Source organism: Streptomyces sp. NPDC006294, assembly GCF_042870895.1.
In the GTDB taxonomy this organism is placed as follows: Bacteria; Actinomycetota; Actinomycetes; order Streptomycetales; family Streptomycetaceae; genus Streptomyces.
Genome location: NZ_JBIAHV010000011.1, coordinates 82,024 through 97,044, shown reverse-complemented (window position 1 = coordinate 97,044; position 15,021 = coordinate 82,024). Strand labels below are relative to the sequence as shown.

Annotated in this window: 14 protein-coding genes; 9 read left to right on the top strand and 5 right to left on the bottom strand. The window is 73.5% G+C overall.

Annotated features, from left to right (window positions below; translation table 11 throughout):
• The first annotated feature begins 3 nt into the window (after nucleotides 1–3).
• From ACFYOP_RS20870 to ACFYOP_RS20845, 6 genes are read left to right on the top strand one after another with little or no spacing between them, the layout of a single operon-like run.
• Nucleotides 4–195: a hypothetical protein gene (locus ACFYOP_RS20870; RefSeq protein WP_356897897.1), complete on the top strand. Its 192-nt coding sequence runs from the start codon at nucleotides 4–6 to the stop codon at nucleotides 193–195.
• A gap of 11 nt (nucleotides 196–206) precedes the next feature.
• Complete coding sequence (locus tag ACFYOP_RS20865) at nucleotides 207–1,430, top strand: FAD-dependent monooxygenase (RefSeq protein ID WP_356897898.1); 1,224 nt, start codon at nucleotides 207–209, stop codon at nucleotides 1,428–1,430.
• Nucleotides 1,427–2,656 carry an acyl-CoA dehydrogenase family protein gene (locus ACFYOP_RS20860; protein WP_356897899.1) on the top strand — a complete coding sequence of 410 codons (1,230 nt, stop codon included), beginning with the start codon at nucleotides 1,427–1,429 and terminating at the stop codon, nucleotides 2,654–2,656. The genes ACFYOP_RS20865 and ACFYOP_RS20860 overlap by 4 nt, the downstream gene beginning before the upstream one ends.
• On the top strand, nucleotides 2,653–3,399 hold the full coding sequence (locus ACFYOP_RS20855; RefSeq protein WP_356897900.1) for an alpha/beta fold hydrolase: 747 nt from the start codon (nucleotides 2,653–2,655) through the stop codon (nucleotides 3,397–3,399). The genes ACFYOP_RS20860 and ACFYOP_RS20855 overlap by 4 nt, the downstream gene beginning before the upstream one ends.
• A complete protein-coding gene (locus tag ACFYOP_RS20850) occupies nucleotides 3,399–4,004 on the top strand; it encodes a methyltransferase domain-containing protein (RefSeq protein WP_356897901.1) in 606 nt (201 codons plus the stop codon). Before ACFYOP_RS20855 ends, ACFYOP_RS20850 begins: the two co-directional genes overlap by 1 nt.
• Nucleotides 3,980–5,491, top strand: coding sequence for an MFS transporter (locus ACFYOP_RS20845; protein WP_356897902.1), 1,512 nt, complete (start codon nucleotides 3,980–3,982; stop codon nucleotides 5,489–5,491). The genes ACFYOP_RS20850 and ACFYOP_RS20845 overlap by 25 nt, the downstream gene beginning before the upstream one ends.
• Here ACFYOP_RS20845 and alr read toward each other — a convergent pair.
• Nucleotides 5,482–6,609 carry an alanine racemase gene (gene alr / locus ACFYOP_RS20840; protein WP_356897903.1) on the bottom strand — a complete coding sequence of 376 codons (1,128 nt, stop codon included), beginning with the start codon at nucleotides 6,607–6,609 and terminating at the stop codon, nucleotides 5,482–5,484. The genes ACFYOP_RS20845 and alr overlap by 10 nt on opposite strands.
• Nucleotides 6,610–6,722: 113 nt before the next feature.
• Nucleotides 6,723–7,574, bottom strand: a complete 852-nt coding sequence (locus tag ACFYOP_RS20835) for a phytanoyl-CoA dioxygenase family protein (protein WP_388452305.1) — start codon at nucleotides 7,572–7,574, stop codon at nucleotides 6,723–6,725.
• Nucleotides 7,575–7,691: 117 nt separating this feature from the next.
• On the opposite strand from ACFYOP_RS20835, the gene ACFYOP_RS20830 reads away from it, so the two are divergent.
• Nucleotides 7,692–8,708 carry a LacI family DNA-binding transcriptional regulator gene (locus ACFYOP_RS20830; RefSeq protein ID WP_356897904.1) on the top strand — a complete coding sequence of 339 codons (1,017 nt, stop codon included), beginning with the start codon at nucleotides 7,692–7,694 and terminating at the stop codon, nucleotides 8,706–8,708.
• Nucleotides 8,709–8,736: 28 nt separating this feature from the next.
• On the opposite strand, the gene map is transcribed toward ACFYOP_RS20830, so the two are convergent.
• From map to ACFYOP_RS20815, 3 genes are all read right to left on the bottom strand, one after another.
• A complete protein-coding gene (map, locus tag ACFYOP_RS20825; protein WP_356897905.1) occupies nucleotides 8,737–9,504 on the bottom strand; it encodes a type I methionyl aminopeptidase in 768 nt (255 codons plus the stop codon).
• A gap of 300 nt (nucleotides 9,505–9,804) precedes the next feature.
• Nucleotides 9,805–10,461, bottom strand: a complete 657-nt coding sequence (locus ACFYOP_RS20820; RefSeq protein WP_356897906.1) for a hypothetical protein — start codon at nucleotides 10,459–10,461, stop codon at nucleotides 9,805–9,807.
• A 921-nt stretch (nucleotides 10,462–11,382) separates the two neighbouring features.
• Entirely contained in the window at nucleotides 11,383–12,591 is a 1,209-nt protein-coding gene (locus ACFYOP_RS20815; RefSeq protein WP_356897907.1) for a cation:proton antiporter, read from the bottom strand.
• Nucleotides 12,592–12,764: 173 nt separating this feature from the next.
• On the opposite strand from ACFYOP_RS20815, the gene ACFYOP_RS20810 reads away from it, so the two are divergent.
• On the top strand, nucleotides 12,765–14,423 hold the full coding sequence (locus ACFYOP_RS20810; RefSeq protein WP_356897908.1) for an LPXTG cell wall anchor domain-containing protein: 1,659 nt from the start codon (nucleotides 12,765–12,767) through the stop codon (nucleotides 14,421–14,423).
• Between the two features lie 130 nt (nucleotides 14,424–14,553).
• Nucleotides 14,554–14,982, top strand: a complete 429-nt coding sequence (locus ACFYOP_RS20805) for a DUF6153 family protein (RefSeq protein WP_356897909.1) — start codon at nucleotides 14,554–14,556, stop codon at nucleotides 14,980–14,982.
• The last annotated feature ends 39 nt before the right edge of the window (nucleotides 14,983–15,021 follow it).

The window sequence follows — 15,021 nt, the reverse complement described above, 5'->3', positions numbered from 1 at the left end:
CCGATGGCGTCCGCCCCCGACGACCGAAAGCCGCTGACCGTGCCGATGGCGTCCGCCCCCGACGACCGAAAGCCGCTGACCGTGCCGATGGCGTCCGCACCCGACGACCGAAAGCCGCTGACCGTGCCGATGGCGTCCGCCCCCGACGACCGAAAGCCGCTGACCGTGCCGACGATGTCCGCCTCGACGACGTAAACGGAGAACACGTGCCCACCCCACCGAGCCCCACCAGGCCCGTCCTCATCGCCGGCGCCGGCATCGGAGGACTCACCGCCGCCCTCGCCCTGTCCGTGCGCGGCGTTCCCGTCGCCGTCTACGAGCGGCGCCGCGGCGGCGAGATCCGCATGGCCGGCAGCGGCCTGACCCTCTGGAGCAACGCCACCACCGCACTCGGCACGCTCGGCCTCGCCGACGTCCTGCTCGCCCGCGGCGAGCAGGTGCGCGGCGGGACCAGCGTCAACGAACACGAACGCGTCATCTACCGCATGCGCACTGCCCAATTCGCCTGGCCGGGCAGCGTCCCCTCGGTCAGCATCAGCCGGGGCGACCTGATCGGCCTGCTGATGGAGGCATGCCGGGAAGCCGGTGTGCCCGTGCACGAGGGCCACCGCTGCGTCGGCTACGAACAGGGCCCGGACGGCGTCGTCCTCGAACTGGACGACGGACAGACCGTGCCGGGCAGTGTGCTCATCGGCGCCGACGGCATCCGCTCGGCGATCCTCGCCCAGTTGCACGGCGAACCGCCGCAGCCGCTCTACACGGGACGCTCCACCTACCGCGGCATCAGCCCCACCCCCGAGGGTCTGGAACCCGGAACCGTCCACATGTTCCACCATGCCGGGACACGCGTCGGCGGCGGTGCCTGGCACGTCGGGGGCGGCCGGGTCGCCTGGACGCTGAGCTGCGCCGCCGAACCCGGCGAACGGGAAGAGCAGGGGGTGCTCAAGGAGCGCGCCACCCAACTCGCCCGCCCGCTGCCGGGCCTGCCCAGCAGGCTGGTGGCCGCCACCGCCGCGGAGGCGGTGATCCGCACCGACATCTTCTACCACGACTGGCGCGAGCACTGGGGCGACGGCCGGGTCACCCTCCTCGGCGACGCGGCCCACGCCATGCCCACCGACCTGGGCCAGGGCGCCTGCCAGGCCATCGAGGACGCCGTCGTACTGGCCGACGCGCTCGCAGGCCACGACGACCCGGTGGCGGCCCTGCGCGCTTACGAGCAGCGGCGCATTCCCCGGGTGCGCTGGGTGCGGGAACAGGTGATGCGCCTGGTGAAGTGGCCTCAGATCGACAGCCGCGTCGTCAAATGGCTGGTGACGAAGGTGATCGCCCCCGTCGTCGTCGCCGTGAAGCAGCGGTCCCTGTGGCGCGAACTGCAGCGCCCCCCGCTGCCCCTGAACACCGAGACCGCCACCGGGGAGACGCGATGACCACCCGCCATGACCCGCCCCTCCCGGTCACCTGGCTCTCCGAGGGCGAACAGGCGTGGCGCGAGCAGGTCGCGGCGTTCGTGGAGAAGGACGTCGTGCCGCGAGCGGCCGGCATGGACCGGGCGGCCCGGATCCCGCCGGACCTGGTCACGGAGCTGCGCTCCGCCGGCCTCATGGCGATCCACGTGCCCGAACGGTACGGCGGGCGGGGCGGCAGTCTCTTCGACGTCATCGTGGCCATCGAGGAACTCGCCAAGGCGGACCCCGCCGTCGCCGTCTTCGTGGACGTGCAGAACGCCCTGGTCACCCAGGCGCTGCTCACCCACGGAAGCGGCGACCAGAAGCGTGCCCATCTGCCCGGCCTGGCCGGTGGCGGTGTGGGGGCCTTCGCCCTGTCGGAGGACCAGGCCGGCAGCGACGCGCTCGCCCTGAGCACCACCGCCCGCCCCGACGGGGACGGCTTCGTCCTGCACGGCCGTAAACGCTGGATCACCAATGCCGCCGAGGCCGACCTGCTCCTGCTGCTGGCCAGGGTGCCCGAACAGGGCCTCACCGCCTTCCTCGTCGACCGCCGGGCCGACGGGCTGAGCGTCGGCGAGCGCACGGCCAAGATGGGCATCCGGGCCACCTCGACCTGCGAGGTGGCACTGCGCGGCGTACGCGTGTCGCGGCGCGGCGTCCTCGGGGGGGTCGGCCGGGGCGACGTGGTCGCCGTGCGGACCCTCGACGTCGGCAAGCTGGGCATCGCCGCCCAGCTGGTCGGCCTGGCCGACGGCGCGCTCGCCGCGGCCGTGGCCCACGCGCGCCGCCGCGTCCAGTTCGGGCGCCCGATCGGCGCCTACCAGGGCGTGCGCTTCCCGCTGGCCCGCACCAGTGCCGAGATCGAGGCCGCGCGGGTGCAGTTGTACAGCGCGACGCGGCTGGCCGAGCACGGCGGGCACACCGGCGAACTGACCCGCGCCGCGGCCGTCGCGAAATACCTGGCCTCCGAAGTGGCCGAGCGCAGTGCCTCGCTGGCCGTGGAGATCCTCGGCGGCCTGGGCTTCGCCGAGGCCGGGGGAGTGGAGAAGCTGTACCGGGACGCCAAGGTCGGCAAGATCTACGAAGGCACCAGCAACATGCAGTTCCGCGCCATTTCGGCGCACCTGCTGCGCGGGGTGGCGGAACACGCCGGCCAGGCACCGGGTCCGTGGGACGACACCTTCGCCACGGAGCTGGCGGAGTGACCGGCATACGGCTGTTCTGCCTCCCCTACGCCGGTGGCTCGGCCCCGCGCGTCTACCACGAGTGGCCGGCCCTGCTGCCCCACGGCATCGACGTGTGGCCGCTGGAACTGCCCGGCCGCGGCAGCCGTATGGCGGAGTCGCCGTGCACCTCCGTCGACGGGCTCGTGGACGACCTCGTTCCGACCGTGCTGTCCGCACTCCACGGCGGTCCGTACGCGATCTTCGGGCACAGTCTGGGCGGCCTGCTCGCCTTCGAGCTGGCCCGCCGACTCGAGCACGTGCACGGACGGCCCCCCGCGCACCTGCTGGTGTCCGCCTTCGAGGCACCCGGCCTGCCGACCGAGCCGGACCGCGACCACCTGCTGCCCGACGACGCGTTCCGCGCCCGGTTGCGCGAACTCGTCGGCACACCCCAGGAGGTCCTCGACAACGACGACCTGATGGAGATCCTCATCCCGGTGCTGCGGGCGGACTTCACGGTCTCCAACACATACCGGTTCCCCTCGCCGTGGCTCACGCTGAGCTGCCCGCTGACCGTCTTCGGAGGCCTGGACGATCCCGAGGCGCCCCCGCACACCCTGCGCGCCTGGCAGCACCGCACCACCGGCGCCTTCCGGCTCCGGCTGCTGCCGGGCAACCACTTCTTCCTCAGCACCGAACGCGCTCTGCTCACCGAGGCGGTCCGCACCGCCCTGGTCGCGGACGAGGCGGACGTCGAACGACGCCGCGGAAGGAGGGCCTGATGCGCCCTTGGCTCTACAACACCCTGTACCGGCTGGGCATCGCGCCCTGGGACACCGGAGTGCGGCCCCACCTCGTCGACCTGCTGGACTCCGGGCGCCTCAAGCCCGAGACCGGCAGCCGCGTTCTGGACCTGGGCTGCGGCACCGGATCCGAGTCCGTCCATCTGGCCCGCCAGGGCTTCGACGTCGTGGGTGTCGACTACTCGCGGGTCGCGCTGGAACGGGCCCGGGCCCGCGCGGCGAAGGAGGCACAGCAGAGCAGGTGCCGGTTCCAGTACGGCGACATCAGCACCTACCCGATCCCCGGGGTCGACGGCACCTTCGACGTGATCCTCGACTTCGGCGCCCTCGACGACATGACAGGAGAGCCACGGGAGCGCATGGCCGGCCTCATCCACCGGTACGCCCACCCGGGCACGGTGTTCGTCCTGTGGTGCTTCTACGCCCGCCCGGAGGACGTGCCCCGCGTCAAGTTCGCCGGTGTCTCGCGGTTGCACAGCATGCTGGAACCCGGGGAGGAACAACGGCTGTTCGGGCGCGAGTTCACCATCGAGCGAGTCGACTCCCCGGAGCACACCGCGTGCTTCGTGATGACGAAGAAGTGACCGGAGCGGCGGAACCGGCCCGCCCCGCCGGCCGGCAGGAGCGCACACTTACCCTGTGCGTGGTCTGCTCCGCCCTGTTCCTGGCCCTCCTGGACAGCACGGTCGTCGGCCTGGCGCTGCCGACCGTGCGACGGGACCTCGGCGCCGACCTGACCGGCCTGCAGTGGGTCGTCCTGGGGTACGTGTGCCCGTACGCGGCGCTGCTGCTGACCGGCGGCTACCTCGGCGACCGGTTCGGCAGGCGGCGGGTGTTCCTGGCCGGGACGGCCGTGTTCACCGCCGGATCCCTGCTCTGCGCCGCCGCCGGGTCGGCGGGGTTCCTGGCGGCCGGTCGCGCGGTGCAGGGCATCGGGGCGGCGGCCGTCACTCCGCAGACCCTGGCTCTGCTGCGGCAGGTGTTCCCGGGGGAGCGCGAACGCGCCAAGGCGCTGAGCACCTGGTCCGCCGTCTCCGGTCTCGCCCTGCTGCTGGGGCCGGTGGCGGGCGGGGCGTCCTCCGAAGTGCTGGGCTGGCGCAGCGTGTTCCTGCTCAATGTGCCGGTCGGGTTGTTCGCCCTGGCCGCCGGCCGGCGGCTGCCGGCCCCTGCTGCGGGCCCCCGGCGGCCATTTGACCGGACGGGCCACCTCCTGATCGTGACGTGCCTGGGGGCGGCCGCCTACGGACTGGTGGAAGGACCGCGCGCCGGCTGGTCGGCGCCGCCCGTGGCCGCCGCGCTGGTGCCGGCCGGGGCGGCGGCGCTCGCGCTGCTGACCGTGGAGCGGCGGACCGCGCATCCGGCGCTGCGGCTGGACCTCTTCCGCGGGCCCGTCTTCACCGGCGCCACGAGCGTGACGTTCCTGATGGCCGTCGCGCTCAACGCGGCGTATCTGGTGCTGAGTCTGCTGCTCCAGGTGCTCGACGGCGCCTCGCCCGCCCAGGCGGGTATGCGGCTGCTGCCGACCATGGCGGCCATCGTGGTCGGTGCCGTCGCCGCCGGACGCGCGACACGGCGCCTGGCGCCGTGGCAACTGGTCGCCGCCGGCACGTCCCTGGCCGGGCTGTCCCTGCTGTCCGTGGCGGCGCTGGCACCAGGCCACTCGTACGCCCTCTGGTGGCCCGGCGCGACGCTCATGGGGCTCGGTATGGGCCTGGTGATGTCACCGAACAACGGGGCCATGATCGGTGGTGTCCGCCCGGAGGACGCCGGCCAGGCCGCGGCCATGGGAGGGGTCCTGCAACAGGTCGGCGCGCTGCTGGGCGTCGCCTCACTCGGTGCGGTGCTCGGGTCCGCCGTGCTGGACGCCTCCACCGGGCCGGCCCGCGCCGGCCTGGCGTCCGGGCTGCGCCACGGCCTGCTGCTGGCCGGGGTGTGCTGTCTGCTGGCGACGGCGGTGACGGTGCTGCTGACCCGGCCCCGGGGGAGGGGCGGATCCGGTACGGCGCCGACGCGGGCGCAGAGTCCGCCCACGGCACGGCGAACCGCCGACGATCCCGGGGGTCACGGCTGATCGGTGTAGACGCGGGTGACGCGCGCACCGATCCCGACGACGATCTCGTTGGCGATGGTGTCGAGCCGCCGCACCCAGTCGGCCAGGGTCGGCTCTCCGTCGAGGCCCGCCCCGAACAGGACCACCTCGTCCCCGGCCGCCGCCGGCGTGTCGCCGAGGTCCAGCACGAACTGGTCCATGCACACCCGGCCGGCGATCCGGTGCCGGGCCCCCGACAACCACACCGGCGCCGTGTTGCCCGCACTCCGCGGCACCCCGTCGGCGTATCCGAGCGGCACCAGCGCCAGGCGGCTGTCGCGCGCGGTGCGGTAGGCGTGGCCGTACGAGACGCCCTGGCCGGCGGGCACCCGCTTCACCTGGGTCAGCCGGGCCCGCAGGGACATCGCGGGACGCAGGTCGGCGGCGGTCAGCGGCTCCTCGGGCCACAGCCCGTACACGGCGATGCCGGGGCGCACCAGATCGAAGGAGGCCTCCGGCAGGGTCAGGGTGGCAGCGGAATTGGCCAGGTGCCGGACGGCGCCCCGGACCCCGGCGCGTTCGGCGAATTCGGCGGCGTCCCGGAAGAGTTCCAGCTGGGCGAGACAGCGCGGATCACGGGGATCGTCGGCCGACCCCGGATGGGACCACAGCCCGGCCACGCGCAGGGTGCCGTCCGCCTCGCCCTTCAGCGCGGCGTCCACCAGCGCGGGCCACTCCGCGAGCGGGCATCCGCCACGGCCCAGCCCGGTGTCCACCTTGAGGTGTACCCGGGCGGTTGTGCCCCCGCGCGTCGCGGCCCGCCCGATCTCAGCCAGCAGCGCCGTGTCGCTCGCGGACAGGTCGACGTCGTGGGCGATGGCGGTCTGCCAGGCGGCGCCCGGCCCGTTGAGCCAGCTGAGGACGGGGGCGTCGATGCCGGCGGCGCGCAGCCGCAGTGCCTCGTCGATGGTGGCGGTGCCGAGCCAGGTGGCGCCCGCGGCGAGGGCGGCCCGGGCCACGGGCACGGCGCCGTGGCCGTAGCCGTCGGCCTTGACCACGGCCATCACCTCGGCGCGCCCCGCCCGCCCGCGCAGCAGCCGGGTGTTGTGGCGGACGGCGTCGAGGCTGATGCGGGCCAGGGCGGCTGGTTCATCGCTCACGCGTGGCAACCGTAGGGCGCGGCACCGGGCCCGGGGAGACCCGGCCGGGCGGTCGGTCGCCCGGCCCGATCGGGCAGGGCCGGGGCGGGCTCCGCCCGCACATGGGCGAGGGTTCAGGCGTCGCCCATGACCAGGCCCTCGATGGTGTGCTTCTGCGTCACCGGGGTCAGCTCCTCCACCAGGGGGCAGTCGAGGTGGCGGCGCACCCGGTCGGGCAGTGTGTCCCAGTAGCCGCGGGTGACCGCCATGTCGTGCCGCTCGCCGTTGGCCGACTCGGGGCCGTCCACGCCGAGGACGAGGACCGGGCGGGACGTGGCCGACTCGTTGGCCGTGCCCCGGTGGATCGTCAGAGCCGTCCGGGCCGAGATGTCGCCGCGCAGCGGATACTTGCGCACCGCGCGTTCCCGGTAGCGGTCGTAGCGCGACCTGGGCGGGAACATGCCGTGCTCGAAGTCGGGGCCGTCGTCCCACTGGGTGCCCGGTGCGATCTCGAAGGGCCCCATGTCCGGTGTGGTGTCGACGGTCGTCACGTTGAAGGCGAGTGAGGTGAGGCGGCGCTCGCGCCGGGTCTCCTCCGGGACGGGGAAGTCCCGGTGCCAGGGCTGGTCGACGGCGCCCGCCAGCGGGACGTCGAAGCCCAGCTCCACGATGCGGTACTCGGGCCCGAGGACCGCGGTGCACACGGACCGCACCCAGGGGTGGTCGACGAGTGCGACGAAGCCGTCGATCTGCTCGGGGTGCATCTCGACGTAGTAGCGGTTCGGCCCGCGCCCGACCGCGCCGCCTGCGCGGCCGCGGGCCTCCTCGAAGGCGGCCTCCACGTCCTCCCGGAGGCGGTTCACCCATGACACGGAGAACGCGCCCTTCCGGGCGGTGATGCCGTCCTCGTACAGGGCGGACACATCGGCCGTGACGTCCGCCTCCAGCTCGCTCCCGCTGATCCCCGGAAACATGTGCGACCCCATGACGCTCCTCCTGGTCTCGTTGAATGGCCCTCATGCTGCATCGATGCTTGCAACGTTGCAATGGAGCTGCGGAAGATCCCTGGTGCCGCTCCGGGGCGCCGTGCGAGGATGGCCGCCGTGAGGAGCCGTCTGAAGGATGTCGCCGCCGTGGCAGGCGTCTCGGTGCGCACGGTGTCCAACGTCGTCAGCGGCTCGGCGGCGGTGGCGGACGAGACCAGGGCGCGGGTCCAGGCGGCCCTCGACGAACTGGGCTACCGCCCCAATCTCGCCGCCCGCAACCTCCGCGCGGGCCGCACCGGACTGATCGGCCTGGCGATTCCCGAGCTCCACTCGCCCTACTTCTCGGAGCTCGCCGGCCTCCTCCTCGACGCCGCGCGGCAGCGGTCCTGGACCGTCGTCATCGATCAGACCTTCGGGGACCCGGAGGCGGAACGGCGGCTGCTGGAGGACGGCGACGGGCGCCTGGTCGACGGTCTGATCATCAGCCCGTGGTCCGTGAGCCCCGAGGAACTGGCCGTCCGGGCTCGCGACGTGCCCGTCGTCCTGCTGGGCGAGCAGGACCCGAACGGGGCCGCCGACCGCGTGGCCGTGGACAACGTACTCGCCGCCGACCAGGCGACGACCCACCTGATCGGGACGGGCCGCCGCCGGATCGCCGCGATCGGCCTCCAGCCGCAACTCCGCAACGGGACGGCCCGGCGCCGGCTGGAGGGTTACCACCACGCCCTGCGGCGCGCGGGCCTGACGCCCGAACCCTCCCTGGAGAAGGCGGTCACCGCCCTGCACCGACGGGACGGAGCCATGGCGATGGCCGACCTGCTGAGATCCGACGCGCGGCCGGACGCCGTCTTCGCGTTCAGCGACGAACTCGCCCTGGGCGCCCTGCACGTGGCGTGGGAGCACGGTCTGCGCGTCCCGCACGACCTCGCCGTGGCCGGCTTCGACGACGTCGAGGACGCGCGGTACTCCAACCCGCCCCTGACGACCGTGGTCCCCGACAAACGGCAGATCGCCGAACGGGCCCTGCAGTGCCTGGCGGACCGCATCTACAGCCCCGCCGCACAGGTGCCCCCGCTCGACGTCGTCGTCCCGCACCGCCTCGAGATCCGCGCCAGCACGCTGCGCGCCGGGTGACACGTCCGGCGCGGGTCACCGGGACGGATCAGGGCAGGGTCAGGATGCGGGGACCGTCTTCCGTGATGGCGACCGTGTGCTCGACGTGGGCGGCCCGGCTGCCGTCGACCGTGAGCAGAGTCCAGCCGTCGGTGCCGGTGCGGTAGTCGTCGTGCCCACCGGCCATGAGCATGGGTTCGATGGCGAGGGTCAGGCCGTGGCGGAGGGGGAAACCGCGGCGCGGGCGTCCCCGGTTGGGTACATGGGGGTCTTCGTGCATACGGCGGCCGATGCCGTGGCCGCCGAAGTCGGCGGGCATGCCGCAGCGTGCCGAGCGGGCGACGCCGCCGATGGCGTGCGAGATGTCGCCGATGCGGTTGCCGGGCCTGGCTGCGGCGATGCCGGCGTCGAGAGCGCGCCGGGTGGCGTCGATCAGCTCCACGTCGGCGGGGCGCGGGGTGCCGACGGTGAAGCTGATGGCGGCGTCGCCGGTCCAGCCCTCGAGCTCCGCTCCGCAGTCGATGCTGACCAGGTCGCCGTCGCGCAGGCGGTAGCCGGTGGGGACGCCGTGGACGATCGCGTCGTTGACCGATGTGCAGAGCACCGCGGGGAAGGGGGTGGCGGCGAAGGAGGGTTGGTAGCCGAGGAAGGGCGAGCGGGCTCCGGCCTCGGCCAGCACCGTGCGGGCCGCCTCGTCCAACTCGTGCAGGGACACCCCGACTCCTGACGCTTCCCGGGCGGCGGCGAGGGCGTTGGCCACGACCCGCCCTGCTTCCCGCATCGCGTCCAGCGCCGTATCGGTCTTGATCTCCACCATGTCCTGCGACTTCCTGTCTCCCGCACAGCGTCCAATTCTTATACCGGTATTAGTATCACGGACGTGCGGTGCGGGGATCGGTTCGGCGTGCTGCTGCGTCAGGTGCGAGGCGGCCGCAACATGGCGGAGACCCCCATGGCGGCGGGGTGGCGGCGGAGACACCGCGCAGGATCGAGGCCGGTGGCGGCGGCTTGCGTTCCGGACGGCTTGGTCCTGTCGGTGTGAACCCGGCTCCGGGGCTCAGGGCCACCCCCGGCCCTGGGAGAGAGCGGCGGCCCGCCGCTCTCTCCCACCGGCGTCTCAGTGCCCGTGCGGTTCGTCGTCGTGGCCCGGGTCGGCCGGCTCCCCGGACGACGCTGGTTCGCCGGGCTCCGGTGTGGAGGACCCGGGTGACGTCGGATCCGCCTCCCCGCCCCGGGGAGTGGCAGGCTTCCCGGTATCCGGCCCGTCCTCGTGCGGCGCCGAGTCCTCCGCCGTGCCGTGGCCGTGGCTGTGGGTCATAGCGGTTTCCACCGCGGGCATGGTCAGGGCGACCACGGCCGCGCTCGCGGCGCCGACCACCAGGACCGCTCGGACGGAGGAGGCGAAGCCCCGCGGGTTGCGCCGCTTCACGTGCCACAGCGCCACCAGGCAGATGACCGCCTGGAAGGCCCCGGCGGTGATGCCGGCCCGGCCGATGTCCTCGGGCACCCCGGCGCCGGGGCCCACGGGGAACCCGACGGTCCGGCTCACCGCCCATATCGCGGTGACTCCCGCGTTGCCCAGCAGGCCGAGCAGCATCACGACCGGACCCGGACGCCGGAGGGCCGCCACGGCCCAGCCGGTCTGGAACGCGCCGACGGCGTAGAAGAACGTCCCGGCCGGCCACCACTCGCCGTAATGGTCCGGGGCGGACGCGAAGTGAATGGCTGCGGCCCCCAGGGCGGCGAACGCCGCGGTGACGCGGGACGCGCTCATGTCCTCCATGACAGAGGGTGCGCTCTTCTTTCTCGTTCCCGTCTGCGGCTTTCCATCCCTTCCGTGTGGGGTCTCCCGAAGCACGCTGATCCGCGCGCCGCTCATGGGCGGCGGCACGCGACGCGTCCTCTAGATCCGCCACACGGAGAGAACCGTCAGGGACGGCGCCGGAGGGGACCGGGCGCCCACCGCGCACCCGCGCGGCCCGTCGGGCGGACACCCGTCGCCGAGCGGGCCGACGGCACAGCCGCTCTCCACGAGGTCCCGTGAGCCGGGTCCGCCGCCGGGACCGACCTGGCAGGAGGTGTCGTCCTCGCCGACCTACCGTGACGGTGCGACTCGACGCCGTACGACTCCGGGGACCCGGCGGCCGTCGCCACGAGCGCCCCTTCGGGATGGTGCGGAAGGTGCGTCGCCGCCCCCGCGAACCCGTGCCCCAGGGCGAGGGCAGGAAGCACCACCAGCACCAGCCAGTACGGTGCCCTCCTGCCGGACATCGGCGTCGTCTCCCTCAGCAGTCCTGCCATTGGCGGTGCACAGTACAGCAGCCGGATTCGCGGGGACGGCCCTCCCCGAACGGCTGTGCCCGTCTGGCCCGCCCCGGCCGTCCGGGTGATCCTGCGGGCGTCATCCGGGGACGAGGCAGCCGCGGTGACCGCCCCCGAGCCCCAGCCCGCCGCGACCGGCCGCCACCGGATCGTGCGGGCCATGCGCGCCGTGCGCGGCACCGTGACCTTCGGCCCGCAGTGCCGTCTCCGTCACGACCGGACACGGCAACCCCGCTGCCACGCTGGCCGCGCTGCCACTCCGTTGCCATCAGGGTTGCTCCGTCGGACGAGGCCCGGCGGCGGACCGTCCGTCAGGGCGGCCCCGCGGAGCCGTGCGGGGAGGCGGACCGTCCGTTCGGGCGGCCCGCCGCCTTCACGAGTCCGAGCGGCTCGGCCGGCGCTGCTCCGCGCGGTCGGCCGCGCGTCCGCCGATGCGGAGCGCGAGCAGCGGAAAGACGAGCACCGAGATCATGGCGGCGCCGACGAGCGCCGCCGCCTCGTCCGTGCCGATGGTGTCCGCGTCCAGGCCGATCGTGGTGATCGCGACGACCAGCGGCAGACAGGTGGCCGCATACAGGGACAGCGCCTTCCGGTCGCGCGGCGCGAGGTCACCCGGAGCCAGTGCGTAGACGGGAAGACCCCGCACCACGAGGAAGAGGGCGAGGAAGACGGGGACGAGCAGCAGGGCCCGGCCTCCCTCCAGGAGAGCGCCCAGGTCGAACTCGACGCCCGTGACCACGAAGAACAGCGGTACGAGGAATCCGAAGCCCATGGCTTCCACCTTCTCCATGACCGCGTGACTGGTGGCCGGGGACGAGCCGGCCAGTACAAGCCTGGTGATGATCCCGGCGGCGAACGCGCCGAGCAGGACGTCGAGACCGAGGACCGACGACAGCGCGAGCATCGCGACGAGGAGCAGCATCACCAGGCGTACGGCGAACTGGCCGCTGCTGTGCACGGTCGCCTCGACGACCTGCGAGAACCAGGCCGCCCGCTGCCTGGACGCCCACCACACCGCCGCCACCGTGATCACCGCGAAGACCAGCAGCACCAGGGCGGACGCCAGCGGCTGACGCCCGCTCAGGAGCAGGGCCATGGCGATGACCGGGCCGAACTCGCCGACCGCTCCGAAGGCGAGCATGACCGTGCCGAACCGGCCCCCGAGCCGCCCGCTGTCGCGCAGGATGGGCAGTACCGTGCCGAGAGCGGTGCTCGTCAGCGCGGTTCCGATGACGAGCCCGCGGTCGATGTCCCCTTCGGCCAGCGCGGTCGCCGCTCCGATTCCGACGACCAGGGCGATCAGCCAGGAGCCGACCGCACGCCGCAGGGTGCTGCGCCCCAGGGCGGCGAAGTCGAGCTCGTAGCCCGCCAGGAAGATGAGCATCGCCAGCCCGAGCTCCGAGAGCGTCTCGAGCACCGTGTCCGTGCGGACCCATCCGAGGACGTCGGGCCCCAGCAGGATGCCCAGACCGATCTCGAAGATCACGACCGGCACGGTGAGCCACCGGCGGCCGGCGAACGCGAGCAGCGGCGCGAGTGCCGAGGCTGTCATGACGAGGATGAAGTATCCGATATGCGCCATACCGGCATTCTTCATGGGGTGACCCGCCGAACCGCGTGTGACACCGGCCCGGCCGGGCCGTCGGCGGGGACCCGGCCGGACCGCCCGCCCGATCACCACAACCCTTCGCGGATCCGGTGTGTCTCACAGGGCACCGGAGGGCCAACTCCGGTGGACGGAAAGGTATCCGCTGGATGTCACCACGCACTCGACGCAGATGGTCCGCAACCCTGGCCGCCGTCGCGGTCCCGCTCCTCGGCGCCGTGCTCGTCGGCACCCCCGCCCACGGGGTGCCGACAGGAACCCTCGACGCCCAGGACGGCCCCGTACTGGGCTTCACCGTCGCCCGGGACGAGGTCGGCCTGCCGCAGCCCGCCGACCCGACCGACCCGCCGCAGATCAGCTGGGGTCTGGAAGGCGATCCGGACGGCGGCACCGCCCAGGACGTGGTGGTCGCCATCGACGTGTCCGGCATCTCCTCCTTCACCGACGTCGCCGGTGCGGACTGCCGGGACGATGTCTGTTCCTGGCCCACCCGGGACATCGCGCCGGACGGATTCGCCGGCGGGATCCTCGACATGAACGCCAAGCCGAGCGCCCCGCTCGGTACGACCGGCACGGCGCGGCTCTACGCCACGTCCTCCAACGCCACGGTCGGCGACACCACCGTGAAGGTCACCGTCGGCGCGGTCGGGCTGGTCGTCAACAGCATTCCCCGCACGGACGCCGCCGAGCCCGGCGGGTCTCTGGACGCCCCCATCACGATCGCCAACACCGGTTCGCTGACGGCTCAGGGCGTGGAGCTGCGACTCGCGGCCACCCCTGGCCTCGGCTTCGCGCAGCGTTTCTCCAACTGCGCGTACGGCACCACCACCGGCGTCCCCGCCGCCTCCGGTCAGACGCTGGACGAAGCGGTGTGCCACGTCGGCACCGCGGTCGAGCCGGGCAAGAAGTACCGGCTGTCCACGCCGATGGGCCTCGACGTCAAGAAGACGGCGCTCTTCGAGTTCCTGGACTACCGGGCGACGTCCATGGCCGGCACCGTGCCGGCGGCCGCGAAGCGGAACAGCGGCAGTGGGCCCGTGCTCGCGCTCGTGCCGGACGGCAGCGCGCCTCCCACGTCCGGGACGGACCACGCGCTGTGGGCGATCAACGCGGCCAACACCGCCGACATCGCCGTCACCGGCGACAACGTCACCGGCGAGCCCGGTGACTCCGTCACACTGACGGCGAAGGTGCGCAACAACGGCCCCGCGTCCTTCAACCTCCTCACCTCCGACGACCAGCTCGGACTGCTGGTCGACATCCCCAAGGGCACGACGGCGGTGAAGGTGCCCGAGCCCTGCCGTCCCTGGACGGGCGGAGGCATGGGAGAGCCGGAGCTCGGCGCCCCGCAGTACATGTGCGCGATCGGCTCGCCGTTCAACGCGGGCCAGGCGGTGACGCTGCCGTTCACCGTGAAGGTCGACGAGGACGCGGCCGCCGCGCCCACCGGCGAGGTTCGCGTCATGTCGGTCAACGGCGTGGAGCCGGCGTACGACACCGACAAGGCCAACAATACGGCTCGCCTCACGGTGCAGGTGAAGGGCGCCGTGGGCACCGGTGGTTCGGCCGGCTCGGGCGGCAACCAGCCGGAGCCCCGGACCACGGGCCTGCCCGAGGACGTCACGAACACCGACACGAACACCGACACGGACTCCGACCCGGACACCACGGGCGCCCTGGCCGAGACCGGCGGCAGCAGCTCGCTGACGTTCGCCTGGGCGAGCGCGGCGGCGCTCCTCGCGGGCGCGGTGCTGATGACCATGGTCCGCAGGCGCAGGGCCCGTGCCGCGGCAGCACCACTGCACTGAAGGAGTTGACGGCCACGGCCGCCGGGACGCGATCCCGGCGGTCGTGGCCGCCGCAGTCATGGGCGCGGGCCCCCGTACGGCCCGCCGGGTCGGTGCACGCGGATGCGAGGCGGCCGTCTAGGATGCCCGCATGAACCAGCGTGCGCGTCACGGGAGCGGGCCCCAGGGGCTGCGGAGCCGTGTGCTGCTGGTTCTGGCGGTCGTCGCCGGCGTCCTGGCCATGCACGGGCTCGGATCCGTAACCTCCTCGGTGCCGTCCGGCACGGTGGCCGCCGGGACGCACCGGGCGGCGGTCGCCGTCGAAGCCCACGCACCTGCCGACGGCGTGGACGAGTGCGACTGCGCGCACGCCGACGACCACGGTCGCGAGGGCGGGCACACCGAGCACGCCGACGAGACGTGCGCGGCCGGCGGTACGAGCGCCGCGCCCGTGCTGCCGGCCCTCGCTCCGGGGGCACTCGCCCCCGCTGCGGCGGACACTCCGACAGCCGCCCTCGCCGTGACCCGGGACGGCCGGGCGCCGCCGTCGTTGAGTGAACTGCAGCTCCTGCGCATATAGGGGCGGCCCCGGCGTGCCCCGGCCGCGGATGCCGGTGCC